This is a genomic window from Alteromonas sp. ABH4_456, from assembly GCF_056160645.1.
Window position 1 is genome coordinate 49690 of record NZ_JBSWXO010000001.1, and the last position, 25193, is coordinate 74882.

Consider the following 25193-nt stretch of genomic DNA (forward strand, 5'->3'; position numbering starts at 1 on the left):
CATGCCGTAGCAAGAGTAACTGCAAACAGGAGCTATTACTATGTCATCGGAAATCAAAGAAAAACACGCTAAGTTGCTTGCTGAAGTCGTTACCCAGTCGTCACACTGGAAGCTTCAACCTGAGAAAAAGTCACCCTTCCATTCTGCTGAAGAGGCATTCACGTACATTGAATCCCATAATGAACCGCTCTACGTTGTAGTGCCGGTGAACGGTGACGATAATGACGTACTGGTGAAAGTGTCGAGTGAAGACGATGATGTCTTGTTTGAGACAGTGTCTAATGAAAACAAAAAGCAGGCGAAAGTGCATCACTCCCATCTTAAGCTTATTGAAAGCACAGTTACAGAACTGGTTAACAGCCAGTTGGAAGAAGGAAAGAAGGCGGCGTCAATGTGACACCGCCCGGTGTCCTGACGTTAAACTTTCACGGCCAGCACGTCTGTTTTCACGCCGTGCAACACCGCATTCGCTGTGGATCCCAACAGTAACCGCATGCCACTGCGCCCGTGGGTACCGATGACAATTAAGTCACTTCCCAGTTTCTCCGCTGCGGCATGAATTTCATCGGCTGCAGCCCCCACAACCACATGAGTGTGAGAAACCGGAATGTTATGCCGGTGCGCGATCCCTTCAAGTTTCTCTCTTGCCTGCTGGCAGATCTCATCAGAAAAATCACTTTCGAGAAACAGCCCGTAAGGCTCGATACTGGTTTGGGGATAGACAACATAAAGCAGGTTCAGCTTCACGTTATTACCCGCCAGTTGCATAGCCCGGTGAACCACGCCTTCATAATCAGAATAAATATCGATAGCAACAAGTATTGAGTCGTAAGCAGCCATAAATGTCTCCGGTTTTTCTTTCACTATAGAGCATAGTCAGACAACAATCTTGATACGCATCAAATTTAAACCGCTTTGGTGTCTTCTTCTATTTTTGCCAGATGACTCACAGGCATAAAACTCATAGGGCTGGCTTCTGCCACATGCAGTTTGAATGCATCAGCAATTTTATCCGTTAAAAAACTGCCCCGTTTTACCAGCGGAAAAATCTCGTCGTAGCGCATTACCTGTGTCTGGTTAACCCTGCGGAAAATATGCGTGCGGTTCAACGATGAATGAGACTGATGGCCGGTGGAAGACAGAATATCCATAAAAGCAGTAACCGTCTTTTTATGAAAGCGGTACACGCGCTCGTATTTGTCTTCAACAACCAGCCCTCTTGCCAGTTTCGGATCCTGGGTGGCTACGCCGGTAGGACACTTATTTGTATTACAGGACAAACTTTGCACACAACCCAGAGACAACATCATTCCCCGGGCACTGTTACATAAATCTGCTCCCAGGCTCAGGTTTTTGACCAAATCAAATGCAGTAATTATTTTCCCTGAGGCAATGAGTTTAATTTCCCGTCTTAAATCAAATCCGGTGAGACAGTCATCCACAAATGCCAGAGCTTCACGCAGCGGAAAGCCGATAGAGTTGGCATATTCCAGCGGCGCTGCACCCGTTCCTCCTTCACCGCCGTCTACGGTGATAAAATCCGGACATATACCGGTTTCCACCATAGCCTTACAAATAGCGATAAACTCGCTCTTTCGTCCCAGTGACAGTTTAAAACCCACCGGCTTCCCCTCTGACATATCCCGTAAATCGCGGATAAAATGCATCATTTCAAGAGGCGTTGAGAATGCGGTATGTCTTGGCGGCGAGTCCACCTGAGTGCCGGGTTCAACACCTCTGACTCGGGCAATTTCCGGTGTGTTCTTATGTGCAGGCAAAATACCGCCGTGGCCCGGCTTAGCCCCCTGAGACAGTTTTATTTCTATCATTTTCACATTCGGGTGACGGGCTTTCTCTTCAAATAATTTCGCATTAAAGGTACCGTCATCATTACGGCAACCAAAATATCCTGTACCGATTTGCCATACCACATCGCCACCATTGTCCAGATGGTACGGTGTCAGACCGCCCTCACCTGTATTGTGGCTGAAACCACCTTTGGCCGCACCTTTATTCAGCGCCTGTACAGCGTTAGCACTGAGTGCGCCAAAACTCATGGCTGAAATATTCAGCACACTGGATGCATAGGGCTGTTTACAGGCTGAAGAGCCGATTACTACTCTGGGATCCTCTTCCATTTCATCAATTTCCATTGCTGAAAGAGAATGTCCAATCCATTCATACCCATTTTCATAGGTGTCCAGCTGAGTACCGAATGGTGAACTGTCTGTAGCATTTTTTGCGCGCTGATACACAATTGAGCGATGCATGCGACTGATGGGCTTACCGTCAGTTTCAGACTCAAGCAGATATTGCTGGATGAAAGGACGTAAGCCTTCTACCAGCCAGCGGCCTCTGCCGATAAAAGGAAAATTCCGCAAAATTGAATGGTGATTCTGCGTCAGATCATAAAGTGCAATGAGAAGACAAAGTCCGGTGAGAGGAAGCAACCACAAGAGATAATGCCAGATCACTGCCAGAGCGGCATTAATCAAAAAGATAAGGGTTAAACTTACAATAATTCGTTTGTGCATAGTGCCTGTTCCGGTAATAACTGCGCCGTATTACGCTTTTAAGCGCAAGACCATAACAAAGATCATGAAAAGAAAGGCATTTTTTCGCTCACAGGGTATTTATTTTATGCCGCCATCTTACCGTAAAGAACCATCGTTATCGTTGAGGCAGAACAGATAAATAAGCGCAATCAAAGATTTACAAAATGATGCTGTTATCGCATCCTTTTATCAGGCTTTTTTAAACCGGAATAGATCAGCGGGTTTCATGGAATATACATTTCTTCTCTTTGCTTTCGTATGTGGACTCTCAGTGAAAATGATAGGCATACCACCTCTGGTAGGATATCTGGTTGCCGGTTTCGCGCTGAATGCAGCGGGACAACAAATGACCGGCGAGCTGCAACATATTGCAGATCTCGGGATCACCATCATGTTGTTTACCATCGGCCTGAAGCTTAATGTCCGCGATCTCAGCAAACGTGAAGTCTGGGCCGGCAGTATCGCCCATACACTTATCTGGGTTGGTATCGTTGCCGGAGCGCTCTATATACTGGCTGCTGTCGCTGCTTTCTGGTTTGGTGACATATCTTTTGAATCAGCTCTACTGATTGCCTTTGCGTTAAGTTTCAGCAGTACCGTTTGTGTTATAAAAGTCCTGGAAGAAAGCGGAGAGAGCAAAACCCGCCACGGAAAACTGGCCATCGGCATACTGGTTATGCAGGATGTGTTTGCTGTGGTGTTCCTTGTCGCTGCAACGGGTAAACTGCCGTCTGTTTATGCGCTGGGCTTGCTGGCTGTATTCCCGCTGTTGCCGCTGCTTAACCGTATTATCGATAAATCAGGTCACGGCGAGTTACTGCCACTTACCGGGTTTGTGCTTGCGCTGGGCGGATACCACCTGTTTGACCTGGTTAATATTAAAGGGGATCTCGGCGCCCTGCTCACCGGAATCATTCTGGCTAAACACCCCAAAGCCACAGAGTTGTCCAAATCATTGCTGGCTTTTAAGGATTTGTTTCTCATCGGCTTCTTTCTGTCTATCGGCCTCACGGCCCTGCCGGATTTCAATATGATCATGGCTGCACTTATTTTGTGTGTATTCCTTGCCGTTAAAGCCGCGCTTTTCTTTGGTTTATTCACCTGGCTGCGCTTAAGGGCGAGAACCAGCTATCTCACTTCACTGGTGCTGGGGAATTACAGTGAATTCGGCCTCATAGTCGCCGCATTAGCAGTAAGTCTGGGAATGCTGAGCGAAAGCTGGCTGGTCATTATTGCGCTGGCCGTTTCTATTTCATTTGTAATCACCAGTATCATGTACCGGAACAGTCACGGCCGGTACCTGCGTATCAAAAACGGCATTCAGAAATTCGAAAGTCCTGTCCGCCTCAAAGAAGATATTTATCCGGTAGTCACCAATGCTGAGTTCCTTGTTATCGGTATGGGCCGTGTAGGTCTGGGTGCATTTAACTCTCTGCATAAACTGGCCGACTCTGCTGTATGGGGAATGGATGCCGACAGAGTTAAAATTAACCGCCTGCAACAGGAAGGACTCAATGTTATCTGCGGAGACGGTGAAGACGTGGACTTGTGGGAAAACCTCGATACCTCCAACGTAAAACTGATCCTGCTTGCTTTACCCTCTATTGAGGACGCGGTGAATATTACCCGACAGCTTCAGTTCTCGGGATACACCGGTAAAATCGCTGCCATCGCCCGCTATGAAGATGAGGTGGAAACCTTATTAAGTAAAGGTGTAGACAAGGTATTTAACTTTTTTACCGAGGCAGGCCTGGGTTTTGCCGAAGAATCATTGGCTTATGTTAATGATTCATCTGCTAAATAGAGGACTAATAAGAACACAGGACGACATGGAAATTATTATCATTTGCATATCATTGATTTATAAAGAATTTTTTTGATTTAACGCAAAGTTTGCCATATACTGTGTGCAGTTAATTTAAGGAATACCGTTATGAAAGGCGATAAACAAGTCATCGCGAAACTCAACGAAGTATTGACCAGTGAACTGACGTCCATCAATCAGTATTTTCTGCATGCACGGATGTTTAAAAACTGGGGCTTCGGCGAGCTCAACGAAAAGAACTACAAGAAGTCCATCAAAGATATGAAACAGGCCGATGCTATCATCGGGCGCGTATTGTTTTTAGAAGGACTTCCGAATCTGCAGGCACTGGGCAAGCTGTATATCGGTGAAGACACCGTAGAGATGCTCAAGTGCGACAGTCGTTTTCAGCTGGAACAAATTCCTCTGCTGAAAGACGCCATCAAGCTATGCGAAGAAAAGCAGGATTATGTTTCCCGTGACCTGCTGGAAGATATTCTGGAGTACGAAGAAGAGCATCTCGACTGGATTGAAACCCAGGAATATCAGATTGATGCAATGGGTCTTGAAACGTACCTGCTAAAACAGATTGAGGGAGATGACTAATGAAAGGTAACGCGAAAATCAATGACGCGCTGAATGAGCTGCTGTCTTATGAACTGGCAGCAATGGATCAGTATTTCATTCACTCTCAGATGTATCTGGACTGGGGCCTGAACAAGCTTTACGAGCGCATCAACCATGAGTTTGATGACGAAAAAGGCCATGCCACAAAACTGATTGAACGCATGCTGTTTTTAGAAGGCACGCCTGACATGGTTACCCGTACCGGCTATAAGGTTGGTCACGACGTACCATCAATGCTGGAAAGTGACTTACGCGTTGAATACGAAGTCGATGCGAAATTGAAAGAAGTTATCGCTTTGTGTGAACAGGAAAATGACTACGTTACCCGTGATATCCTGGTTGAATTACTTGACGACACGGAAGTAGATCACGCTCACTGGCTGGAACAGCAACTGGGCCTGATTAAGCGCCTGGGTCTGCAGCTTTACATGCACTCGCAGATGTAAGCCGGATTGTTTCGATAAATGCCCTGACCTGTTCAGGGCATTTTTGTTTCGAAGAACATCACGTAGGGGTCCGGTTTATCTTTTACATGGATCAACATTTTCCAGCGCATCTGTGGCTCAGAACAACTACCCAGCATAAACCATCCGGACCAGCTACCTTCTTTTATCCGTTCAGCCAGCACCGGCACCTTGCCCATATACATGTTTACCCCTTCAATCCAAACACTCTCAATTTGTTGAGAAAAGGGTAAAGAAAAGTTAACTGTTATCGATTCTTCTGCCTCCGGTATACTTTCAAATGTGGCAGAAACCTTATTTTGTTCATGGCCAATTTCACAGGTCAAATTGACAAATGTACACGGATTGCCTAAACCGTTATCTGTGTCAGTTGTTGTTACCTGTTGCTTTGAAAGATACACACCCAGCGCCAGGATCAGAATGAGTGTGGGAATAATGAATTTTTGCGCTTTTTTTGTTGTTTTCATGTGAAAATTATACTGTAAATAGCGACGGTTTATTACTACCTTTGACGGAGATCAACCCCGACTAGTTTATGGTATCTTTTTGTAAATAAAAATCTTATTATCCGCGTACCAGCTGACCTGTCTATAATTACAACAGAATTAAAAAGGTCAAGCGTTAAGCCTGCAACTTGCGCAAAACCGGAATCCGGCAGTTGGAAACCCATTTACCATTGAAGTGGAATATCAATCAAATGAGTGAAATAAGCCAAGCACAACCTGATTACAACTATAAAGTAGTCAGGCAATTTACCATCATGACAATTGTCTGGGGTATTATCGGCATGGGGCTGGGAGTATTTATTGCTGCGCAATTGTTTGCTCCTGCACTTAACTTCGATACACCCTGGCTGACGTTTTCCCGATTAAGACCGTTACACACCAACGCAGTCATTTTCGCTTTCGGCGGATGTGCACTGTTTGCAACGTCTTATTATATTGTTCAGCGTACTAGTCAGGTACGTTTATTCAGCGACAAACTTGCTGCTTTTACCTTCTGGGGCTGGCAGGCCGTTATCGTTCTTGCTGTTGCAACTTTGCCCTTTGGCATTACCGCCAGTAAAGAGTACGCTGAACTTGAATGGCCTATCGATATCCTTATTGCGCTGGTCTGGATTGCGTACATCATTAACTTTTTCGGTACCATCATCATTCGGAAGGTATCGCATATTTATGTAGCAAACTGGTTCCTCGGCGCGTTTATGCTTACTGTAGCAGTGCTGCACATCGGTAACAGTATGGCGATTCCGGTTTCCTTCACGAAATCTTATTCACTGTATGCAGGTGCGGTGGATGCCATGATGCAGTGGTGGTATGGACACAATGCGGTTGGCTTTTTCCTGACAGCGGGTTTCCTTGGCATGATGTACTACTTCGTGCCAAAACAGGCTGGCCGTCCGGTATATTCATATCGCCTGTCAATTGTTCATTTCTGGGCGCTGATTTCGCTTTACATCTGGGCCGGTCCTCACCACCTTCATTTTACAGCGCTGCCGGACTGGACGCAGTCTCTGGGTATGGTGATGTCGGTTATCCTGTTCGTTCCCTCCTGGGGCGGTATGATCAACGGGATCATGACATTGTCAGGTGCATGGCACAAACTGCGTACCGACCCGGTGTTGCGCTTCCTGATTGTTTCATTGTCTTTCTACGGCATGTCGACCTTTGAAGGCCCGATGATGGCGATCAAAACAGTTAATGCTTTGTCACACTACACCGACTGGACTATCGGTCACGTTCACTCAGGCGCACTGGGCTGGGTAGCCATGGTGTCCATCGGCTCTGTATATCACCTTATTCCTGTGTTGTTCGGGCAACGTGCAATGTACTCCACTAAACTGGTGAACGTGCACTTCTGGCTGGCGACTATTGGTGTGGTGCTTTACATCGTTGCCATGTGGATGTCCGGTGTACTGCAAGGTCTCATGTGGCGTGCAGTGAACGCCGACGGAACGCTGACCTACAGCTTCGTTGAGTCACTGGAAGCCTCCAAACCTTTCTATGTGGTGCGCTTTATCGGTGGTGTGTTTGTGGTTGCCGGCATGCTGGTGATGGCCTACAACACTTGGAAAACTGTACGTGCGCCCAAGGGCAGCATTGCAGCTGAACCCGCCGCACAGGCAGCATAAGGAGTCGTTGTTGTGAAGAATCCACATGAAATAATTGAGAAAAACATTGGCCTGATGACTGTGCTCATTTTGATTGCCATCAGCCTGGGAGCCCTGGTTCAAATTTTGCCGTTGATGTTCCAGCAGCAGGTACTTGAGCCGGTAAAAGGATTAAAACCTTATACAGCACTGCAACTGGAAGGCCGCGATATCTACATCCGTGAAGGATGTGTTGGCTGTCACAGCCAGATGATTCGTCCGTTCCGTGCTGAAACAGAACGTTACGGCCACTATTCAGTAGCCGGTGAGTCGGTATGGGAGCATCCCTTCCTGTGGGGTTCAAAACGCACCGGTCCTGACCTGGCGCGTGTTGGTGGCCGCTACAGTGACGAATGGCACCGTGTTCACCTGATTAATCCCCGCAACGTGGTACCGGAGTCTAATATGCCCGGTTTCCCGTGGCTGGCAGAGAATACGCTCAGCGGTGAAGATACCGCGAAGAAAATGGAAGTGTTCCGCGGCTTTGGTGTGCCTTACACCGATGATGATATCGCCGGTGCACAGGCGGCAGTAAAGGGTAAAACAGAAATGCAGGCCCTGATTGCTTACCTTCAATCCCTCGGCACATATCTGAACTGATATGGATCAGGGAATAGCGGGCAGCATTTTTACTGTCGTAGTGTTTGTTTGCTTCATTGGTGTGGTCTGGTGGGCGTTCAGCGGTCGCAATAAAAAGCGGTTCGATGAAGCGGCTAACCTGCCCTTTGCCGACGAAGTGAAAGAGAAATCTCAAAAGAATAAGCAGGAGTCTTGAACTCATGAGCACGTTTTGGACAATTTGGATCTCAGTAATTACGCTGGGTACCATAATCGGCTGCTTCGTCTTGTTACGTTGGACTTTAGCCAACAAAACAGGCGTAGCTGAAGGTGAAGGTATGGGGCATGTCTTCGATGGTATCGAAGAAATTAATAACCAGTTACCCCGCTGGTGGACTATTTTATTTTACGTTTGTATCGTCTGGGGCTTTGTGTATCTCGCTTTGTTCCCGGGATTAGGTGCATGGCAGGGTTTCCTTGGCTGGAAAAGTTCGAACCAGAACATCCAGTCACTGGAAGAATCTGCTCAGGCCCGTGCTGATGCGAAAGAGAACGGATTACTGGTTAAGTACGACCGTGAGCTGGATCAGGCAGCGGAATTATATGACCCGATTTTCGAAAAATACGCGGCAGTACCGGTTGAAGAACTGGCCAATGATCCTGAAGCAGTAAAAGTAGGACAACGTTTGTTTTTACAAAACTGTTCCCAGTGTCACGGTTCTGATGCAAGAGGCGCCAATGTGGGCTTCCCTAACCTCACCGACGACGACTGGCTTTACGGAGGCAGCGGCGCAAAAATTGTTGAAACCCTTACACTGGGTCGTCAGGCCGCTATGCCTGCATGGATTGCTTCCATGGGTGAGCAAGGTATCAAAGAGACGGTTGCCTATGTACTCAGTTTGAGTGGCCGGGAACAGGAGCCTGAAATGACTGCGCTGATTGATGACGGAAAAGCCCGCTTTATGGTGTGTGCTGCCTGTCACGGCATGGACGGTAAAGGTAACCAGTTACTTGGTGCGCCGAATCTGACGGACAATATCTGGTTGTACGGTTCTTCTGAACAATCGGTCACTGAAACGCTGACTTACGGCCGTAATGGCGTGATGCCTTCATTCAAGAAAACCCTGGGTGATGACAAAATTCACGTTGTCGCCGCCTACGTGTACAGCCTGTCTAACTGACCCCGGTTAATTACACTGCTGTCATTCAAAAAGCCCTGTTTTCAGGGCTTTTTTGTGTGAAAATACAAACAGAACTTGATGGAAATCATCATAGTAAGTTTTATTTCCTGTAATCTTGCACCTTCAGATGTGCGCAGTTAAATAAGTGGTGATATGCAGACGCCCTGGTATAAACAATTCTGGCCCTGGTTCCTGATCACGGTACCTGTGCTGACCGTCATTATGAGTGGTTTTCTCATCCATTTTGCCACTTCCGGTGAAGACAGTCTGGTCATTGACGACTATTACAAAGAAGGGAAAGCCATCAATGTGCGTCTGGACAAAGTCGAACGGGCGAAAAAGCTGAATATCACCACCGATCTCACCATTGAAGGAAGCCGCGTCGCGCTGAAGTTTCATTCCGGTATTCCCCAATCCGGTGCCGCACTGAAACTGACCTTTTTCCACGTAACCCTGGAATCACTGGATACCGAATTATTACTTACCCGCGATGCCGGTGGCGTGTACCGCGGCACAACGGATACCGTTTTGTCGGGTAAATGGCGCGTTTCACTCACACCGCTGGATGAAGAATGGAAAATCCAGAATACACTCCAATTACCGGCCTCCGGTATCATTAAGTTTAGCCCGTGAGCGACGACTCTTCTTGTTACCACTGTGGCGAGCCTAATATACCCGGTAAGCCGTTTACTGCATTTGTGCTTGGGCAGGAACGCCATTTTTGCTGTCCGGGCTGTCAGGCCGTGGCTCAGGCCATCACCGGGAACGGACTGGAAGACTATTACCGCTTCCGCACTGAACCGGCCTCTAAAGGTGATGCAGCATTAAGCGAAACACTGGATAAACTGTCTGTCTATGACGAGCCTGCCTTACAGGAAGAGTTCGTCGTTGATAACGGTAATAACAAGCATATTGAGCTAACTCTTGAAGGCATAACCTGTGCGGCCTGCGGCTGGCTGATTGAAAAGCAATTGTCGCGGATCACCGGTGTCAGCCAGATTGCGGTGAATGTAGCACAGCGACGCGCAGTGGTTATATGGAAACCTGAGGCAGTATCGCTCAGCAGCATCATGGCTACGCTACGGCGTATTGGTTACCCGGCGCTGCCGTTTCAACCGGACCAGCATGAAGCTTCATACAAAGCGGAAGATAAGCGCTTTTTGAAAAAACTCGGCCTCGCAGGTCTGATGACCATGCAGGTAATGATGCTGGCGGCGGCCCTGTATTTTGATTTGTTCGATGCAATGGATGCACAGACACGGTCTTATTTTCACTGGATAGCGCTGGTTCTGACCACACCGGTGGTGCTGTATTCCGGGAGTACGTTTTACGTTGGCGCGCTTAAGGCTTTGTCGGCTAGTACCGTGAATATGGATGTACCGGTGAGTATTGCAGTGTTGGGCACCTGGCTGTCCGGTCTGTTTGCAACGGTTACCGGTCGCGGCGAAGTGTATTTTGAATCAGTTTGCATGTTTATTTTCCTGCTTTTACTGAGTCGTTTTCTGGAACACCGGAGCAGGCACCGCGCCGCGCAGATCTCAGCGAATATGTTGCAGTATATTCCGGTAACCGCTAATCAGGTGGCTGCGGATAACACCGTAACACAGGTACTGGCGAAATCGCTCAAAACCGGCGATGCTGTCGTGGTCAAAGCCGGAGAGACCATTCCCGTAGACGGTATTGTGACTGACGGTGCCAGTGAAACCGATGAATCGATGCTTACCGGCGAGTTTAATCCGGTGCGTAAACAAACCGGCGATACGGTGTTCGGGGGTACGGTAAACCGTACCGGCGTAATAACGATAACGGTCACCAGGGCGTTAAAATTTGCGCTGGTAAATCAGATCATCCGTCTGCAATCCACCGCTATGGCTGTGAAGCCCCGGGTCGCTCTTATGGCTGACCGTTTTTCCAGTTATTTTGTCGCCGTAGTACTGATTACGGCTGCATCTTCATGGGCTTACTGGCACTGGCAGGGTAATGATAATGCCTTTTGGATCAGCATTGCAGTACTGGTAGCAACCTGCCCCTGTGCGCTGGGGCTGGCTACGCCATCTGCCCTCACCTGCGCAATGGCAAACCTTAACCGGCATGGCATTTTATTGAAAAGAGCCGATGCACTGGAGCAAATCAACCACGTAGATACCCTGGTGCTGGATAAAACCGGAACACTGACCGAAGGAAAGTTTGCTCAGATAAACAGCTGGTTTGCTGAGCCGGCACGGGAAAATGCAATCCGTGCTTTGATGGGGGCAATAGAGTCCCGTTCAGAACATCCGGTTGCCGCTGCCTTTGTTTCTGATTACAATCAGGGATTAATTCTGAGTCAAGTTGACGTTGTGGCCGGAATGGGTATCAGCGCGCAATGCAATGGCCGCAGTTATAAAGCCGGTTCGGCTTCTTTCACCGGTGTTGATGCCGGCCTGTCGCCTTTTCCCGCTAACGTGTTTCTTACCGAAAACGGTGTGCCCGTTGCCGCCTTTCGTGTAGCAGATAAAATTAAAGCGGATGCCGCAGACAGCCTGAGCAAACTGGCGCAACTGGAGCGGATAATTCTGAGTGGCGATATTCAGCAAAATGTTGACGACATTGCAAAGAATTTACCTGTAGACAAAGCCACAGGCGGGAACAGCCCTGAAGATAAATTAAACGCCGTGACAGCCCTTCAGCGGCAGGGCCGTCATGTCATGATGCTGGGTGATGGTATTAACGACGCGCCGGTGATGGCAGCGGCTGATGTTAGCATTGCAGTGGGTAATGCCACGGATATCGCAAAAAGTGCCGCAGATGTGATTTTATTAAATGATAAGCTGGCTGTACTCGGACACCTTACTCTGATGGCCAGAAGAGTAAAAGCGACAGTCAGGCAGAATATGGGATGGGCCGTAGGCTACAATCTGGTTATCCTGCCGTTTGCAGTATCCGGCATCCTGACGCCGTGGATGGCGGTGATTGGTATGAGCCTGAGTAGTATTCTGGTAGTAACTAATTCGACGAGACTGTTAAAGTAACGCTATGAGTATAATTTACGTCCTTATTCCCCTTGCTGTGATTATTGTGGCCATTGCCATCGGCGTATTTTTTTGGGCAGTAAAATCGAACCAGTTTGAAGACCTGGATCGCCAGGGCTACAGTATTCTTTTCGATGATGATTTATCTCCTGAAGAAAAAAAGCTGGCCGAAGAACGAAAAAAACTCAATGAGTGATCTGTCGTTTTTTTCTGCCTTGCTGGTCGGGCTGGGCGGAGGCGTTCATTGTGTGGGAATGTGCGGCGGCGTATCGCTGGCACTGTCTGCCGCCACGCCGGCAGGCTCATCCCCTTTACCCTATGCGCTTAGCTATAACTTTGGTCGTATATTCAGCTATATACTTGCCGGCGCTGTAACCGGCGGTATCGGGCAGATAGCAAAAGATGCTGTACCGGTGACCGGCCCCGTACTCGCTGTATTCAGTGGCATCATGCTGATTGCCATGGCCTGTTATCTGGGTAACTGGTGGCGTGGCCTGACCGCTGTTGAAGCCCTCGGCAGTAAACTCTGGCAGAGAATTCAGCCGCTGTCGAAACGGTTTTTACCTTTCAGGTCTCCTATTAGCGCCTTTCCCTATGGTATGATTTGGGGATGGTTGCCCTGTGGACTGGTTTATTCCACCCTGACGTGGGCACTGGCTTCAGGGACGGCAATATCCGGTGCTGTAATCATGGCCGGTTTTGGTTTAGGAACGCTACCGGCGTTGCTGGCTGTCCGGGCAGGTGCAGACTGGCTTTCCTCAGGTTTCAGACAACCCGTAGTTCGTCAAATCATTGCTTTGAGTTTGCTGTTGTACGCATTTTTGCTGTTGTGGCAGGCTTTAAGTACTATACATTAGAATTATCGCAAACAGCGGGAAGTGAGCATGCAAAAACGTTCGGATTTTTCTATACACTGCCAGAGTTGCAGTTTCAGCCATCTGTGTCTGCCTGTGGCCCTCAACAAAACTGAGATTGAGTCACTGGATGACATCATTGAACGCAAAAAACCTTTGCATAAACACGACACCCTGGTAGAAGCCGGCGATAAATTTACCTCTCTGTACGCCGTGCGGGCAGGTTCATTTAAGTCTTTTGTCACCGATAAAGAAGGTGAAGAGCAAATTATCAGTTTCCACTTCCCTGGCGATATTATCGGTTTTGACGGTTTACGTGACGACACTCACCAGAGTTATACTCAGGCGCTGGAAACTGCCATGGTGTGTGAGCTTCCCTATTCCACCCTTGAAAAAATGTCTGAGCAATTCCCAAAATTGCGCCATCAGATCATGCGTTTTATGAGTGCTGAAATTAAGCAGGATCACGAAATGATGATGCTGCTGAATAAACGGACGGCAGAAGAACGTCTGATTTATTTTATCGCCCATCTGTCCGGTCGGTTTGAAGAACGGGGTTTTTCTCACCGTCAGTTCAATCTGAGTATGACCCGCAACGAAATCGGTAATTATCTCGGTTTAACGGTAGAAACGATCAGCCGCTTACTGACCCGCTTCCAGAAAGAAGGCATTATCAAAGTAGACGGGAAGCTCATTACTGTTCTGGATTTTGCGGCTATGGATAAAAAGCTGCACTCTATGGACATTCCTACTCTTTGCGTGGATTAAGATCCCGTTGAAATATTGATCTGAAACAAGGTCTCTCCTGCTGTAAGTCTTATACTAAAGATGAAGGCAGTATTATTGTCTTCATCAATAAGGAGAGACGCCATGATCACCTGCAAACGTATTCTCGCCGTCGTTCAGGCCGACAACCCTGAACAACCTGCCCTTTCAAGAGCCATCGAAATTGCCCGTAAAACCGGTGCAGAAGTACACGCACTGCTTGTTGTATACGACTTTTCTTATGCCATGACAACAATGCTCACCCGCAGTGAGCGTGAAGCCGTGCGTGATGCGGTAACCAAAGACCGTATTGCCTGGGCAGAAAAAAATCTGACCCGCTACGATGATTATGATGTAAAGGTTGCTGTTGAGTGGAGTGATAAACGTTACGAAGCCATTACCCGCTACACCATTAACCGTCAGGTTGACCTGGTCGTTAAAGCTACCCGCAAACACGATGATTTTGCATCAGTGCTCTTTACACCAACAGACTGGCACTTACTAAGAAAATGTCCGGCTCCGGTTTTACTTGTCAAAGCCCATGCCTGGCCTGAACACGGTAATATTGTTGCGGCAGTCAATGTGGGTACAGAAGACAAAGAACATGCACAACTGAATGACAAGTTGACCGGTATCGCAAAGGATTATGCAGAGTTACTGAGCGGTCAGGTACATCTGGTTAATGCCTATCCTTCTGCCCCACTGAATATCGCCATTGAGATCCCCGATTTCAATCCTGAGACGTATCATAATGCTGTGCGCAATCATCATGTTCAGGAAATGGAAAACCACAGCGCTAAATTTGGGATCGGCGTAGCAAATTGCCATGTTGTTGAGGGATTACCTGATATAGCCATTCCGAAAGTGACTGAACAGCTGGATGCAGAACTCGTCGTCATCGGTACCGTGGGACGTACAGGCATATCAGCCGCCTTTTTGGGCAATACAGCAGAGCATGTTATTGATAACCTGAATTGCGATGTGCTTGCGGTTAAACCTGACGGCTTTACGTCTCCGGTTAAGTAAATGCGCGATAACGGAATGCTGCTTGTGTAGCAGCATTCCGTCTGCTTTTGTATAATGGTACTTTTATCTTTCCAGCCAATTCTGAAGTGCCATGAATCAAGTAACATCTACGCCATCTGACAACGCCAGTCACAGTGCGCAAAGTAAACAAAAATACAACTTTAACAAGTTGCAGAAAAGACTTCGCAGACATGTTGGCAAAGCCATCGAAGACTTCAATATGATTGAAGACGGCGACAAGGTCATGGTGTGCTTATCCGGCGGAAAAGACAGCTATACCTTGCTGGATATCCTGCTATTTTTACGCAAAATTGCACCGGTCAATTTCGATATCGTCGCGGTTAACCTCGACCAGAAGCAGCCCGGCTTTCCGGAGCATGTGTTACCTGAATACCTGAATTCTCTGGGTATTGACTACAAAATTGTAGAAGAAGATACCTATTCCATTGTTAAAGATAAAATCCCTGAAGGGAAAACCACCTGTTCACTGTGTTCAAGATTAAGACGCGGGATCCTGTACCGTACTGCAAAGGAACTCGGCGCAACCAAAATAGCCCTCGGTCATCATCGTGATGATATGCTGGAAACATTGTTTCTGAACATGTTCCATGGCGGAAAGCTAAAAGCCATGCCCCCCAAACTGGTAAGTGATAATGGTGAACACATTGTTATTCGCCCGCTGGCTTATTGCAGTGAGAAAGACATTCAGAAATACGCTGACGCCACTGAGTTCCCGATCATCCCCTGTAATCTTTGCGGTTCTCAGGAAAATCTGCAAAGACAGAATATTAAAATGATGCTGCAGGACTGGAATAAGCGTTTTCCGGGTCGCATTGAGTCTATGTTCCGTGCAATTCAGAACGTTGCCCCATCACACCTCGCTGATGGCAATTTGTTTGATTTTAAAGGGATCAAGGCCACAGGCGCACCGGTAGAAGACGGTGATACAGCCTTCGACAAGCCGGATTTTACCAGTGCGGTCAGTGATGATGCACAATTCCCTGTTCAAATTGTTAATCTGACGGAATAAACCATGAAAATCGGACTCGCACTCGGTGCCGGCGCTGCAAGGGGCTGGACACATATTGGCATCATTGAAGCACTTGAACGGCTGGGCGTTAAGATAGATGTGGTTGCGGGTTGCTCGATAGGTGCTTATGTGGGCGCAGCCTATGCAAGTGGTAAGCTTGAGCCCCTCAAAGAGTGGGCTTGCTCGTTAACAGAATGGCAAATCCTGTCTTTAATGGGTGTTGGCATCCGCAAAGGTGGCATTGCCAGCGGACAAAAAGTGTTTACCAAACTGGCGGAAGAATTTTGCGCCCCGTCTTTTGAAGAGATGAATAAACCCTTTGCTGTGGTTGCCACGGATTTATACTCCGGCCGCGAAGTCATGTTCAACCAGGGGCCCGTTGATAATTGTATTCAGGCATCCTGCGCAATTCCTGCCCTGTTCAGTCCGGTTGAATATAATGGCCGGTGGCTGGTGGATGGTGCTGTCGTCAATCCTGTACCTGTAAACCTTTGCCGTCATCTGGGCGCAGATTTTGTGATTGCGGTGAATCTCAACGCTGATTTCAAGCCTCAGCGCCTGGAAAGACCAGCCGCAGAACATGAAAAAATCCAGAAAAAAACCGACGACTTTTTCTCTAAAGGTTCAAATATTGTCAGGCAGTGGTTTTCACCGGAATCCAGGTCCGACAAACCAGAACCGCCTGGGATCCTGAGTGTCATGAGCAGTTCTCTGGAAATACTGCAAGCCCGCGTGACCCGCTCCAGACTGGCCGGAGATCCGCCTGACGTACTGATAGAGCCTCATCTTTCAGATGTAGGACTGATGGAGTTTCACCGTGCAGGTGAATTATGTCTGGAAGGGGAAAAAACAGTAAACCGGCTGGCGGAAGAAATTAAATATCAGTTAGTCATTGAAGATAATATCGAAGAAAATACGACAATCGGCACCGCTTCATAGGAAGCGGTTCCTTTGCTTTTTCTGCTTACCGGCTCAGCGCACGGCTTTTGCCGTTATCCTCATCGGCACATCCGGCAAAGTCAGGCCTTTACTTTGTTCTATCCAGTCAGCAGGCAACGTCACGATGCCCATATTGATTGAAGGCGCATCTTTAAGAGGCATACTGATGTTATCATCGGCAAACTGTATATTCAGCCCGTCTACAGTAGGCATCATGAATGACAAAAAACTGCCCATAGCATTGAAGAATGATTTGTATTGCCCGAGCAGAAATACCAGTTCTTCTTTCGTGTAGGTTTTAGAAAGATAAGCCGGCTTCGTCTCGAGCTGAACGGACATATCACACAGGTTCGCTGCTTCCGCCAAATCAATTTCAACCACTGCTTCTGCCATTTTCAGGATCTTGTCATCAGGGACGGTGAAGCGGCTTTCCGGCGAAACAGTGAGTGGCATCACCTGTTTTTCTGTGATGATTTTCGCATCGTTAATACCACACAGATAACCTTCCCCTACACGCACAAAACCAAATGCAAACTGCAGAGCTTGAGTATCTTCACCATCGAGCTTTTTAACATGACTATAGAAACGGCTGTACTCCACCTGTATGGTTTCAGCCGACACCTGAAACATGTTAAGACAAAGAAAGCTTGCTGCCAGTAAAACCTTTTTCACTACATATAATCCTTGTTATAACGGATCATCGCCTGTAATTCCTCAACATAAGCGACCCCGCGTTCCGAGTAATTCATCAGTCCTTCAGCCAGCGCAACGCCGGTAACAGGAAGCTGATTGCTGCGCAGTGTATTTCGAATATCGCGCAGTTCTTTGTAGGCATAGTGGCGGTTTATGTTTCGCATATAGGTATAAGTGGCTTTCGACAGATTCGGGAACCTGGCCACTTCATGATCGAGTCCGTCACTTCGCCGTGACGGGACAAAACCGCATCCTTTTCTGAAACACCATAGTCCGAAGAAGTTATATCCTTCAGTAGCAAAGCGGCTGGTTCCCCATGCAGATTCATTTGCTGCCTGAGCAAGAACCAGAGATACAGGCAGAATATCTACCCGCCGCATCAGTACCTGAAGTTGTTCTGTTAAATCTGCGCCTTCGTCCACTTTGTACTCATTGACCAGCCACGCTATGCGGTTGGTGTCGTCTTCACTTAACGTTTCACCTAATGATAACTGTCGCTGCAATGTTTGAATATAATGTCGCAGAGATAAAAGATATTCGTTTTGCTTCTCGACTTCAGGCTTCAGATACGAGAAGAATGCTTCCTTTTTTTCCTGCACATTTTCAATCTCTTTGAAGTCCGGTACCGGCTTTCTTGCCTGTTCTGTCACCGGTATGTCCAGAATATCCGGCTCCCGTGAGGACATGATCCAGGCATTGATAACAATTACCAGTAACACGGCAACTGTGATCAGTACAATTTTCATGGTTTCTCTTTTATGCATCGAACGTCGACTCCTGTCCCGCTGATTCGTTAACCTGATGATTTTCCGCAATATCAAACAGTGTGGTATACAGCATACCAGTCACCACAAAATATAGCGGCATAATCACTAAAAAGGCTAACCCGAATGTAAAAATGCTTAACAGGAACAGTACGAGAAAAATAACAAAAAGAACAATAAACGATAGTATAAATTGATTCACTGCTTTGCAGGATGTGATGATGGCCTGCAATACCCCCAGCTTCTTATCTGCAATCAGAGGTAAGGTAAATGTGGTGGCTACGAAGAGGTACAAACCGGGCAGGATGAGGACAGTCAGCCCTATTTGTACCAGAATTGTGACCAGCAGCTGTGCCAGAGCCAGCGGCAAAACCCAGGATAAATAACGAAATACATCACTGGTTTTAATTCTGTTCCCCCTGGCGATATTAACTCCCATCAGTGACAACCCGGCGGACAAAGGCGCAACAATCAGGATCATCGCGATATCAAGAATTCCCTGTTGTTCAGCGGGCATCGCAGTAAGTTGCTCTATGGGATAAATACCGGAGATCACCATGGCAAACGCAAATACGACCAGTATGATAAGCGCGCACGCCTGAAAAATCGGCCAGAAGTTACTCTTCAGCAGGTTTACTGATGTGGAGGCCAGTTTTCTGAAATCAAATAACCCTTTGCCGTTCAACAGGTTAAAACGGTCATTGTACAAGGCTTTTTTGTTGTCAGGTTGCATATCAGGCACTCAGATATTTCTTTAATTCAATAAGTTGTGGCGATTATACCCCAATGGGCCAGATTGCCTACTACGCTAAGACTAACTTCACAGCCAGCCCGATGAGTAAAACGCCCATGGCCCGGTCGAGCCAGTAGCCTTTTGACCGGATAGCACCTGCAACACGACTGGTGCTGAGCAAATAGGAAAGCAGACAAAACCACGCCCCCGTCGCGAACGACAGGTAAAGCCCGTACATTAACCGGATATCTGAAGGCGTTTGTGAGTCAATGATGACAGTGAACAGTGACAGGAAAAATAAAGTGGCCTTAGGGTTAAGGCCATTGGTAAGAAACCCCTGAATGAACGCTTTTTTAGCACTGATAGCCGGCTGTTTAGCGGCGATTTCAGCACCTGCTTCATTGTTTGTCTGTGCTGGGCCGCTTCTTAGCGCTCCCGAGGCGAGATATAACAGGTAGGCTGCGGCAATATAGGTAAACGCGGTATAAAGCCAGGGTGTGGTTTTCAGAAGTACGCTAATCCCGACCAGTGAGTAAGCCACATGAACCAGAATTGCCACGCCAATCCCCACACTGGTAAACATGGCTGTCCTGCGACCATAAGCAACACTGTTACGCACCACTACAGCAAAATCAGGTCCCGGGCTGGCTACTGCCAGCAGGTGTACCAGAGCGATAGTAATAAATTCATCGAAATACGGCGACATTTACAACGTGGCGGTCAGTGATAACTCTTCAAGCAGACTGTCGACAAAGTTAGGAACAACTTTAGACGCCGGGCCGTGGTAAGACTCATCGAACATGTCGCAGCGATCACTGGGTTGAAGATTCAGCTCCACAGTTCTGGCTCCGCTGTCCTTCGCAACCTGCACAAAGCCGGCTGCCGGATAAACCTGACCTGATGTCCCCACTGAGATAAACAAATCCGCTTTAGTCAAAGCCAGGATTATATCATCCATTTGCAGCGGCATCTCACCAAACCACACAATGTCAGGACGAAGACCTGCAGAAGGTGTGCAACACGGGCAAGGGGTTTGATCATCAAAAGAATCATCCCAGGAGTGAGACTGGCCGGAACCAGTACAACGGGCTGAGAGTAACTTTCCGTGCATGTGAATCATGTGCTGACTGCCGGCTCGCTCGTGAAGGTCGTCCACGTTCTGGGTTACAAGCAGAAAGTCTTTACCAAGCTGCTTTTCAAGTCTGGCCAGTGCACTGTGTGCAGCATTAGGTAACACACCGGGTTCCTGCAATTGTGCCCGCCGTGCATTATAAAAGCGGTAAACCAGTTCAGGATTTGTAGCAAACGCCTCAGGTGTCGCAACATCCTCAACTTTATGGTTTTCCCATAAGCCATTGCTGTCGCGGAATGTCTTCAAACCGGATTCCGCTGAAATACCTGCCCCGGTTAACACGACGACACGTGGTTTATTGCTCATCATTTAACCTCCACAGGAAAGTGTGAATTAGCTCCCCACTCTGCCCATGCGCCATCATAAACGGATACGTCTGTGGCACCACATAAAAGAGCGGCCATGCCGGTAATACATGCTGTAACACCGGAGCCACAACTGCAGATGATTGGTTTATCAAGGTCGATCCCTTTGTCTGCAAAAATCTGTTTAAGTGCTTCCGGTGACTTAAAACGCCCGTTGTCTAATACACATTGAAAAGGCAAATTAAATGCGCCGGGCATGTGACCCCGACGTAGTCCTTGTCTGGGCTCTTCTACTTCGCCATAAAAGCGGGCTTCGCTTCTGGCGTCGATAATCTGGATATCTTGTGAAAGTGCGTTGCTGACTTCTTCAGCATTAACAAACCATTTGCGGGCAGGCGAAGACGGATTGTAAGGTGCATTCCCGCTTTGCGGGGCCGCTCCGGAATCAGGATAGCCCGCTGCTTGCCAGGCTGGCCAGCCGCCGTCTAATACAGTCACTTTATCATGGCCGGCTGCTTTTAGCATCCACCAAAGCCTTGGTGCCGTAAACATGCCACGATTATCATAAATCACAACATCACTATTTTCAGTAATGCCTAAGCTTCCCAGTAATACCGCCAGCGCATCAGAAGAAAGATTTGTATGCGGCAAATCTCCTGAATGGTCACTGCCTTCTTCATCAAGTTTAATATCAAGGGCGCCGGGTATAATTTGTGAACCGGTAATATCAGCAGTACCGTTTACAGGATCCGACATAATGGCACGGAGTACGCAAATGGCATTTTCATCAAGATTTTGCCGAAGTGTACCGGCTGAGATTAAGAATCGATTCATTACGTCCCTGCTTAGAGCGGCTGTAAATAAAACTGCACGATTCAATCACTATACGAAGATTCATCCTAAAAATACAGCCAATTATCGTCACAAATTTGAAAATTTAGGGATTTAAGCTAAGGATGATTGCTAAAAAATGAAGTCATTAAGAAATGGTGCCCGGGGCCGGACTTGAACCGGCACGCTGTTACCAGCGAGGGATTTTAAATCCCTTGTGTCTACCAATTTCACCACCCGGGCCTGGGTTGTCTTTCGACTGGTACAGGTTGGGACCTGCTATCGCTAATGCGATGATGGAGGCGGAACCCGGAGTCGAACCGAGATCCACGGATTTGCAATCCGCTGCATAGCCATTCTGCCATTCCGCCAATTTGGAGCGGGAAACGAGATTCGAACTCGCGACCCCGACCTTGGCAAGGTCGTGCTCTACCAACTGAGCTATTCCCGCATAAGCATTTCTGCCGCTGTTTCAGTTCGCTGCTGCTCTCTGAAACGTGGGGTGCATTCTACCTGCACGGACAAAACTGTCAACAGCAAAAACCATCAAAATACACCTAAATACTTAATTTGCTGTCTGTTTGCCTTTTTTTTATTCGTATTGCACAACATCCAGCCAACCCTTATGGCTTATGATGTCCGGAGAGATGCTTCCAGGCCGCGCCGGTATACACAAGCATAGACCAGACAGACAAAACTGCCGCTATATAAAGCAAAATATGCCCCAGTGTTACCCAATAAATGGGGAAGCCCATAAATGTTTCGAGGCCTGATAACAATCCGATTAATGCCAGCATCTGCGCCATGGTTTTCGCTTTACCGATAAAGCTGACTTTCACCGTATCGCTGTATCCCCGCTGTGCCATCCATTCACGTAGCGCAGAAATATAAATTTCGCGCACCATTAAAGCGATAGCCGGCAACGTGATCCACAATGAACCATAGGTATGGGTAATCATGATCAGTGCCGTTGCAACAATGAGTTTATCAGCCACAGGGTCAAGGAAAGCACCGAAGGGTGTAGACTGTTTCAGCTTTCTTGCCAGATAACCGTCAAACCAGTCAGTTATGGCTGCGAGCCAGAATACAAATGCACCGGCCTCTTTTGCCCAGCGCCAGTCTAGAAAATACACCACCACGAATACAGGAATAAGCACAACACGAAAAAGCGTGATGATATTTGGTACCGTCCACATATTATTACTTCTCAATTTTCATCAATGACATCACACAGGTAAGCATGGTAACACGTCCCTGATTATTCACCTGCTTAAAGATGCAGATGATCGTAAATGGTTTCCGCCAGCTCAGCACTGATCCCGGGGACGTTTGCAATCTCGTCTTTGCTGGCTTTTTTCAAACCTTGCAAACCGCCCATGTATTTAAGCAGGCTTTGTCTGCGCCTCGCTCCGATACCGGGAATCGATTCAAGACTGGAGGTCGTTTTAACTTTTTGCCGGCGGTTTCTGTGCCCCGTAATGGCGAAGCGGTGAGACTCATCCCTGATATGCTGGATAAGATGCAGCGCAGATGAGTGACTTTCCATAGGAATGGTTTCATGAGAACCGGCCAGGATAAGCGTCTCCAGTCCGGGTTTCCGGGTTGTGCCTTTCGCCACACCAATAAGCATGGGCTTTTTATCTTCCGGCCAGTCTTCAAAAAATGACTCAGCCTGTGCCAGTTGCCCTTTACCGCCATCAATGAAAAGGATGTCAGGAATTTTACTGACTTCTTTAACGTTCTTATAGCGGCGTCTCAGCGCCTGAGCCATCGCGGCGTAATCGTCACCCGGCGTTATACCTTCGATATTGTACCGGCGGTAATCGCTTTTATGAGGCCCTTCACGGTTAAACACTACGCAGGACGCCACGGTTTGCTGACCGGATGTATGACTGATGTCGAAACATTCCATACGCTGTACAGGCGTATCAAGTTCAAGAATATCTTCCAGGTCCAGGTATCTGGCATGCACAGATTTCTGCTGACTATACTGGGCATCCAGTGCATTTTCAGCATTGGTTTGAGCCAGTTTCAGATACCGGCGCTTTTCTTCCCGTGCACCTTTAAATATCTTAACTTTGCGTTTTGCTTCTTCGCATAACACATCAAGAATACTGTCTTCTTCGGTTAATGCGCGGGGCAACACAATTTGTTTCGGAATAATTTTATTACCTGAAAGATAAAACTGCAGAAAGAAGGACTCAAAGATTTCATCTTCACTGGCAGATGCAGGCACTTTAGGGAAATAGGCTTTCGAGCCCAGCAACTGACTGTCGCGGATAAACATAACCTGAATGCACGCCATACTCCCCCGCACTGCGAAGCCGAAAACATCCATTTCATCCTGTGTACCGGACACCCATTGCTGTTCCTGTACTTTACGCAGTACATTTATCTGGTCACGGTAACGTGCAGCAGCTTCGAAATTCAGTTGCTCACTGGCCTTTTCCATTTTATCAACCAGCGTGCCGATGACCTGCTGATTTTTCCCGTTCAGAAATAAGCGCGCAAGCTGGACCTGCTCCTGATATTCCTCATCACTGACATAGCCTTCCACACAAGGGGCGCTGCAACGCTTCATTTGATATTGCAGGCAGGGACGGCTGCGGGCACGGTAATAACTGTCTTCGCACTGTCTTACCGGGAAAATCTTTTGCATGGTACGCAGGCTTTCGCGAACAGCCCATGCACTGGGATAAGGGCCGAAATATTCACCTTTCTTTTTTTGCGGGCCCCGGTGAAAAGACAACCTGGGATGCTCGTGGGCAGAGAGGAAAATAAACGGGTAGGACTTATCATCCCGCATGACCACGTTATAACGGGGTTTGTACTTCTTAATGAAGTTATTTTCCAGCAGAAACGCTTCGGTTTCACTGTTCACCACAGTGACGTCCATTGAGGCAATGTTCGCCACCAGAGAACGGGTTTTAGCGTTATCTACGTTTTTGCGGAAATAACTGGATACGCGGTTTTTAAGATTCTTTGCTTTACCGACATAAATCACATCGCCCTGCTCGTTGTACATCCGGTAGACACCGGGCTGACTGGTCAGGTTTTTAAGAAACGCGTTGTGATCAAATGCCGGCATTGAAATTAAAGCAAATTAGAATCGATGAGTTTGTGTCGTAGCGCCAGGTGAGTCAGTTCCACATCAGTGGATACCCCCAGCTTTTCAAACATCCGGTAGCGGTAACTGTTAACAGTTTTCGGGTTAATACAAAGTTCGCTGGCGATTTCAGGTACCTTCTGACCTTTGGTCAGACGCATAGCAATATTCAGCTCACGGGTAGAAAGCGAATCGAAAGGGTTGTCGCTTTCCGGAGTAATACGCCGCATAGCAATACTTTCAGCGATGTCCGCAGGCAGATACTTCTGACCGGAATGTACCTTGTAGATAGCCCGGATCATCTCTTCCGGATCAGCGTCTTTGGTTAAAAATCCGAATGCACCAAGTTGCATAACCTGCGTGGGAATGGGGTGTTCTGTATGCATAGACAAACAAATCACCCGCGTATTCTCAGACATTCGTACAATTTTTTTAGTGGCTTCCAGTCCGCCCATGCCGGGCATATTGACGTCCATCAGGACAATGTCGGGCGCATCAGTTCTGCAATGTTTAACAGCGTCTTCCCCGTTTTTCGACTCGGCTACGACTTTGAAGTCGGATACATCGTCCAGAATACGTCGAATCCCTGTTCTGACCAGTTCATGGTCATCTGCCAGGATAATCTTAATCACGTTTTTTGCTCACTGAATCATCGTTATTATTGAT

28 protein-coding genes and 3 tRNA genes are annotated in these 25193 nt (G+C 47.7%); 16 read left to right on the plus strand and 15 right to left on the minus strand.

Features of this window, described 5'->3' with window-relative positions; translation table 11 throughout:
* Positions 1–40: 40 nt before the first annotated feature.
* Positions 41–397, plus strand: a complete 357-nt coding sequence (locus ACXAG2_RS00220) for a hypothetical protein (RefSeq protein ID WP_474863745.1) — start codon at positions 41–43, stop codon at positions 395–397.
* A gap of 20 nt (positions 398–417) precedes the next feature.
* Here the strand turns inward: ACXAG2_RS00220 and ACXAG2_RS00225 are convergent, their stop codons facing one another.
* Both ACXAG2_RS00225 and ACXAG2_RS00230 read right to left on the minus strand, forming a co-directional pair.
* Positions 418–840, minus strand: coding sequence for a universal stress protein (locus ACXAG2_RS00225; RefSeq protein ID WP_474863747.1), 423 nt, complete (start codon positions 838–840; stop codon positions 418–420).
* Positions 841–905: 65 nt separating this feature from the next.
* Positions 906–2534 carry an FMN-binding glutamate synthase family protein gene (locus tag ACXAG2_RS00230; RefSeq protein WP_474863748.1) on the minus strand — a complete coding sequence of 543 codons (1629 nt, stop codon included), beginning with the start codon at positions 2532–2534 and terminating at the stop codon, positions 906–908.
* A 247-nt stretch (positions 2535–2781) separates the two neighbouring features.
* On the opposite strand from ACXAG2_RS00230, the gene ACXAG2_RS00235 reads away from it, so the two are divergent.
* From ACXAG2_RS00235 to bfr (ACXAG2_RS00245), 3 genes are all read left to right on the plus strand, one after another.
* Positions 2782–4359 carry a cation:proton antiporter domain-containing protein gene (locus ACXAG2_RS00235; RefSeq protein WP_474863750.1) on the plus strand — a complete coding sequence of 526 codons (1578 nt, stop codon included), beginning with the start codon at positions 2782–2784 and terminating at the stop codon, positions 4357–4359.
* A 129-nt stretch (positions 4360–4488) separates the two neighbouring features.
* Complete coding sequence (gene bfr, locus ACXAG2_RS00240; RefSeq protein ID WP_303574677.1) at positions 4489–4965, plus strand: bacterioferritin; 477 nt, start codon at positions 4489–4491, stop codon at positions 4963–4965.
* The gene (gene bfr, locus ACXAG2_RS00245) at positions 4965–5432 is read left to right on the plus strand and encodes a bacterioferritin (RefSeq protein ID WP_119501390.1); all 468 of its coding nucleotides are present in this window, start codon (positions 4965–4967) and stop codon (positions 5430–5432) included. Before bfr (ACXAG2_RS00240) ends, bfr (ACXAG2_RS00245) begins: the two co-directional genes overlap by 1 nt.
* A gap of 32 nt (positions 5433–5464) precedes the next feature.
* Here bfr (ACXAG2_RS00245) and ACXAG2_RS00250 read toward each other — a convergent pair whose 3' ends face one another.
* Complete coding sequence (locus ACXAG2_RS00250) at positions 5465–5917, minus strand: hypothetical protein (protein ID WP_474844214.1); 453 nt, start codon at positions 5915–5917, stop codon at positions 5465–5467.
* 230 nt (positions 5918–6147) lie between these two features.
* Here ACXAG2_RS00250 and ccoN point away from each other — a divergent pair, with 230 nt between their 5' ends.
* From ccoN to rssA, 12 genes are all read left to right on the plus strand, one after another.
* Positions 6148–7581 carry a cytochrome-c oxidase, cbb3-type subunit I gene (gene ccoN / locus ACXAG2_RS00255; RefSeq protein ID WP_474863752.1) on the plus strand — a complete coding sequence of 478 codons (1434 nt, stop codon included), beginning with the start codon at positions 6148–6150 and terminating at the stop codon, positions 7579–7581.
* Between the two features lie 12 nt (positions 7582–7593).
* Positions 7594–8199, plus strand: coding sequence for a cytochrome-c oxidase, cbb3-type subunit II (gene ccoO / locus ACXAG2_RS00260; protein WP_303574681.1), 606 nt, complete (start codon positions 7594–7596; stop codon positions 8197–8199).
* Between the two features lies 1 nt (position 8200).
* Positions 8201–8374, plus strand: coding sequence for a cbb3-type cytochrome oxidase subunit 3 (locus ACXAG2_RS00265; protein ID WP_119501393.1), 174 nt, complete (start codon positions 8201–8203; stop codon positions 8372–8374).
* A 4-nt stretch (positions 8375–8378) separates the two neighbouring features.
* Positions 8379–9338: a cytochrome-c oxidase, cbb3-type subunit III gene (gene ccoP, locus ACXAG2_RS00270; protein ID WP_474863754.1), complete on the plus strand. Its 960-nt coding sequence runs from the start codon at positions 8379–8381 to the stop codon at positions 9336–9338.
* A 153-nt stretch (positions 9339–9491) separates the two neighbouring features.
* The gene (locus ACXAG2_RS00275) at positions 9492–9971 is read left to right on the plus strand and encodes a FixH family protein (protein ID WP_474863755.1); all 480 of its coding nucleotides are present in this window, start codon (positions 9492–9494) and stop codon (positions 9969–9971) included.
* Positions 9968–12349, plus strand: coding sequence for a heavy metal translocating P-type ATPase (locus ACXAG2_RS00280; protein WP_474863757.1), 2382 nt, complete (start codon positions 9968–9970; stop codon positions 12347–12349). The genes ACXAG2_RS00275 and ACXAG2_RS00280 overlap by 4 nt, the downstream gene beginning before the upstream one ends.
* 4 nt (positions 12350–12353) lie before the next feature.
* Positions 12354–12545 carry a cbb3-type cytochrome oxidase assembly protein CcoS gene (ccoS, locus tag ACXAG2_RS00285; RefSeq protein ID WP_119501397.1) on the plus strand — a complete coding sequence of 64 codons (192 nt, stop codon included), beginning with the start codon at positions 12354–12356 and terminating at the stop codon, positions 12543–12545.
* Entirely contained in the window at positions 12538–13206 is a 669-nt protein-coding gene (locus ACXAG2_RS00290; protein ID WP_474863759.1) for a sulfite exporter TauE/SafE family protein, read from the plus strand. The genes ccoS and ACXAG2_RS00290 overlap by 8 nt, the downstream gene beginning before the upstream one ends.
* A gap of 27 nt (positions 13207–13233) precedes the next feature.
* Positions 13234–13971: a fumarate/nitrate reduction transcriptional regulator Fnr gene (gene fnr, locus ACXAG2_RS00295; RefSeq protein ID WP_474863761.1), complete on the plus strand. Its 738-nt coding sequence runs from the start codon at positions 13234–13236 to the stop codon at positions 13969–13971.
* Between the two features lie 102 nt (positions 13972–14073).
* A complete protein-coding gene (gene uspE, locus ACXAG2_RS00300) occupies positions 14074–14994 on the plus strand; it encodes a universal stress protein UspE (protein WP_474863762.1) in 921 nt (306 codons plus the stop codon).
* 91 nt (positions 14995–15085) lie between these two features.
* Positions 15086–16024, plus strand: coding sequence for a tRNA 2-thiocytidine(32) synthetase TtcA (ttcA, locus tag ACXAG2_RS00305; RefSeq protein ID WP_474863764.1), 939 nt, complete (start codon positions 15086–15088; stop codon positions 16022–16024).
* Between the two features lie 3 nt (positions 16025–16027).
* Entirely contained in the window at positions 16028–16963 is a 936-nt protein-coding gene (rssA, locus tag ACXAG2_RS00310; RefSeq protein ID WP_474863765.1) for a patatin-like phospholipase RssA, read from the plus strand.
* A 33-nt stretch (positions 16964–16996) separates the two neighbouring features.
* Here the strand turns inward: rssA and ACXAG2_RS00315 are convergent, their stop codons facing one another.
* The 12 genes from ACXAG2_RS00315 to uvrY form a co-directional block, all read right to left on the minus strand.
* Entirely contained in the window at positions 16997–17593 is a 597-nt protein-coding gene (locus ACXAG2_RS00315; RefSeq protein WP_474864427.1) for a DUF2987 domain-containing protein, read from the minus strand.
* Between the two features lie 41 nt (positions 17594–17634).
* Entirely contained in the window at positions 17635–18420 is a 786-nt protein-coding gene (locus ACXAG2_RS00320; protein WP_474844223.1) for a glucosaminidase domain-containing protein, read from the minus strand.
* Positions 18413–19162: a hypothetical protein gene (locus ACXAG2_RS00325; RefSeq protein WP_474863766.1), complete on the minus strand. Its 750-nt coding sequence runs from the start codon at positions 19160–19162 to the stop codon at positions 18413–18415. The genes ACXAG2_RS00320 and ACXAG2_RS00325 overlap by 8 nt, the downstream gene beginning before the upstream one ends.
* Before the next feature lie 61 nt (positions 19163–19223).
* The gene (locus tag ACXAG2_RS00330) at positions 19224–19859 is read right to left on the minus strand and encodes a LysE family translocator (protein WP_303574693.1); all 636 of its coding nucleotides are present in this window, start codon (positions 19857–19859) and stop codon (positions 19224–19226) included.
* Positions 19860–20594 carry a Sir2 family NAD+-dependent deacetylase gene (gene cobB, locus ACXAG2_RS00335; protein WP_474863767.1) on the minus strand — a complete coding sequence of 245 codons (735 nt, stop codon included), beginning with the start codon at positions 20592–20594 and terminating at the stop codon, positions 19860–19862.
* Entirely contained in the window at positions 20591–21424 is an 834-nt protein-coding gene (locus tag ACXAG2_RS00340) for a sulfurtransferase (RefSeq protein WP_474863768.1), read from the minus strand. The genes cobB and ACXAG2_RS00340 overlap by 4 nt, the downstream gene beginning before the upstream one ends.
* A gap of 153 nt (positions 21425–21577) precedes the next feature.
* A tRNA-Leu gene (locus ACXAG2_RS00345) sits at positions 21578–21664 on the minus strand.
* A 54-nt stretch (positions 21665–21718) separates the two neighbouring features.
* Positions 21719–21792, minus strand: a tRNA-Cys gene (locus ACXAG2_RS00350).
* A gap of 4 nt (positions 21793–21796) precedes the next feature.
* Positions 21797–21872: transfer RNA gene (locus tag ACXAG2_RS00355), tRNA-Gly, on the minus strand.
* A gap of 172 nt (positions 21873–22044) precedes the next feature.
* Complete coding sequence (gene pgsA / locus ACXAG2_RS00360; protein WP_474863770.1) at positions 22045–22617, minus strand: CDP-diacylglycerol--glycerol-3-phosphate 3-phosphatidyltransferase; 573 nt, start codon at positions 22615–22617, stop codon at positions 22045–22047.
* Between the two features lie 74 nt (positions 22618–22691).
* Positions 22692–24509 (minus strand): excinuclease ABC subunit UvrC, encoded by a 1818-nt coding sequence (gene uvrC, locus ACXAG2_RS00365; protein ID WP_474863771.1) that lies wholly within the window; start codon positions 24507–24509, stop codon positions 22692–22694.
* 5 nt (positions 24510–24514) lie between these two features.
* Positions 24515–25159, minus strand: coding sequence for a UvrY/SirA/GacA family response regulator transcription factor (gene uvrY / locus ACXAG2_RS00370; RefSeq protein ID WP_119501410.1), 645 nt, complete (start codon positions 25157–25159; stop codon positions 24515–24517).
* Positions 25160–25193: the final 34 nt, after the last annotated feature.

Excerpts from the sequence above, each read along its gene's own strand:
- uspE (WP_474863762.1), top strand. The coding sequence starts at position 14,074 with ATGATCACCTGCAAACGTATTCTCGCCGTCGTTCAGGCCGACAACCCT.
- ccoN (WP_474863752.1), top strand. The coding sequence starts at position 6,148 with ATGAGTGAAATAAGCCAAGCACAACCTGATTACAACTATAAAGTAGTC.
- ACXAG2_RS00220 (WP_474863745.1), top strand. The coding sequence starts at position 41 with ATGTCATCGGAAATCAAAGAAAAACACGCTAAGTTGCTTGCTGAAGTC.
- fnr (WP_474863761.1), top strand. The coding sequence starts at position 13,234 with ATGCAAAAACGTTCGGATTTTTCTATACACTGCCAGAGTTGCAGTTTC.
- ACXAG2_RS00340 (WP_474863768.1), bottom strand. The coding sequence starts at position 21,424 with ATGAATCGATTCTTAATCTCAGCCGGTACACTTCGGCAAAATCTTGAT.
- ACXAG2_RS00230 (WP_474863748.1), bottom strand. The coding sequence starts at position 2,534 with ATGCACAAACGAATTATTGTAAGTTTAACCCTTATCTTTTTGATTAAT.
- ccoS (WP_119501397.1), top strand. The coding sequence starts at position 12,354 with ATGAGTATAATTTACGTCCTTATTCCCCTTGCTGTGATTATTGTGGCC.
- ACXAG2_RS00250 (WP_474844214.1), bottom strand. The coding sequence starts at position 5,917 with ATGAAAACAACAAAAAAAGCGCAAAAATTCATTATTCCCACACTCATT.
- ACXAG2_RS00315 (WP_474864427.1), bottom strand. The coding sequence starts at position 17,593 with ATGTTTCAGGTGTCGGCTGAAACCATACAGGTGGAGTACAGCCGTTTC.
- ACXAG2_RS00290 (WP_474863759.1), top strand. The coding sequence starts at position 12,538 with ATGAGTGATCTGTCGTTTTTTTCTGCCTTGCTGGTCGGGCTGGGCGGA.
- uvrC (WP_474863771.1), bottom strand. The coding sequence starts at position 24,509 with ATGCCGGCATTTGATCACAACGCGTTTCTTAAAAACCTGACCAGTCAG.
- bfr (WP_119501390.1), top strand. The coding sequence starts at position 4,965 with ATGAAAGGTAACGCGAAAATCAATGACGCGCTGAATGAGCTGCTGTCT.
- ACXAG2_RS00225 (WP_474863747.1), bottom strand. The coding sequence starts at position 840 with ATGGCTGCTTACGACTCAATACTTGTTGCTATCGATATTTATTCTGAT.
- ttcA (WP_474863764.1), top strand. The coding sequence starts at position 15,086 with ATGAATCAAGTAACATCTACGCCATCTGACAACGCCAGTCACAGTGCG.
- ACXAG2_RS00320 (WP_474844223.1), bottom strand. The coding sequence starts at position 18,420 with ATGCATAAAAGAGAAACCATGAAAATTGTACTGATCACAGTTGCCGTG.
- ACXAG2_RS00265 (WP_119501393.1), top strand. The coding sequence starts at position 8,201 with ATGGATCAGGGAATAGCGGGCAGCATTTTTACTGTCGTAGTGTTTGTT.
- pgsA (WP_474863770.1), bottom strand. The coding sequence starts at position 22,617 with ATGTGGACGGTACCAAATATCATCACGCTTTTTCGTGTTGTGCTTATT.
- ACXAG2_RS00235 (WP_474863750.1), top strand. The coding sequence starts at position 2,782 with ATGGAATATACATTTCTTCTCTTTGCTTTCGTATGTGGACTCTCAGTG.
- bfr (WP_303574677.1), top strand. The coding sequence starts at position 4,489 with ATGAAAGGCGATAAACAAGTCATCGCGAAACTCAACGAAGTATTGACC.
- ACXAG2_RS00275 (WP_474863755.1), top strand. The coding sequence starts at position 9,492 with ATGCAGACGCCCTGGTATAAACAATTCTGGCCCTGGTTCCTGATCACG.
- ccoP (WP_474863754.1), top strand. The coding sequence starts at position 8,379 with ATGAGCACGTTTTGGACAATTTGGATCTCAGTAATTACGCTGGGTACC.
- rssA (WP_474863765.1), top strand. The coding sequence starts at position 16,028 with ATGAAAATCGGACTCGCACTCGGTGCCGGCGCTGCAAGGGGCTGGACA.
- cobB (WP_474863767.1), bottom strand. The coding sequence starts at position 20,594 with ATGATGAGCAATAAACCACGTGTCGTCGTGTTAACCGGGGCAGGTATT.
- ACXAG2_RS00330 (WP_303574693.1), bottom strand. The coding sequence starts at position 19,859 with ATGTCGCCGTATTTCGATGAATTTATTACTATCGCTCTGGTACACCTG.